General features: G+C 37.9%; 1 protein-coding gene. It reads left to right on the top strand.

What is annotated here, in order from left to right; all coding sequences use genetic code 11:
* The first annotated feature begins 32 nt into the window (after window positions 1–32).
* Entirely contained in the window at window positions 33–170 is a 138-nt protein-coding gene (locus BBG47_RS31350; protein WP_368072472.1) for an RHS repeat domain-containing protein, read from the top strand.
* Window positions 171–380 lie beyond the last annotated feature (210 nt).

Raw genomic sequence — 380 nt, forward strand, 5'->3', positions numbered from 1 at the left:
ACGGAGGGGCGTTATCCCTAGATGATATAATAATAAAAAAAGATGAGTATCAGTATGATGCAAATGGACGATTAAGCCGAGTCTATTTGCCGGGTAATGTTGAAATTAAATATTTTTATGATGCCAATGGAAATTTGATGCGGCGTGAACGTTCAAATTATAACAGATAAATAGTCTCTTTGACTCGATATAAATAAGTGCAGAGAAGGATGACCATAGTATTGTTGGTCATCCTTCTCTGTATTTTTTTGTCGCAGGGAAGTTGTCACTTCCTTGATAAGAATGTTCCCCCTGTATATTTTAGGTTCATTTCATCTATTACGACCGAAGCTGAGCCTTTGCCATTCACACCAATGATGTTGACTTGAACGGCAGCCCTA

The sequence above is a fragment of the Paenibacillus sp. KS1 genome, assembly GCF_001680695.1.
Taxonomy (GTDB): Bacteria; Bacillota; Bacilli; order Paenibacillales; family Paenibacillaceae; genus Paenibacillus_B; species Paenibacillus_B suaedae.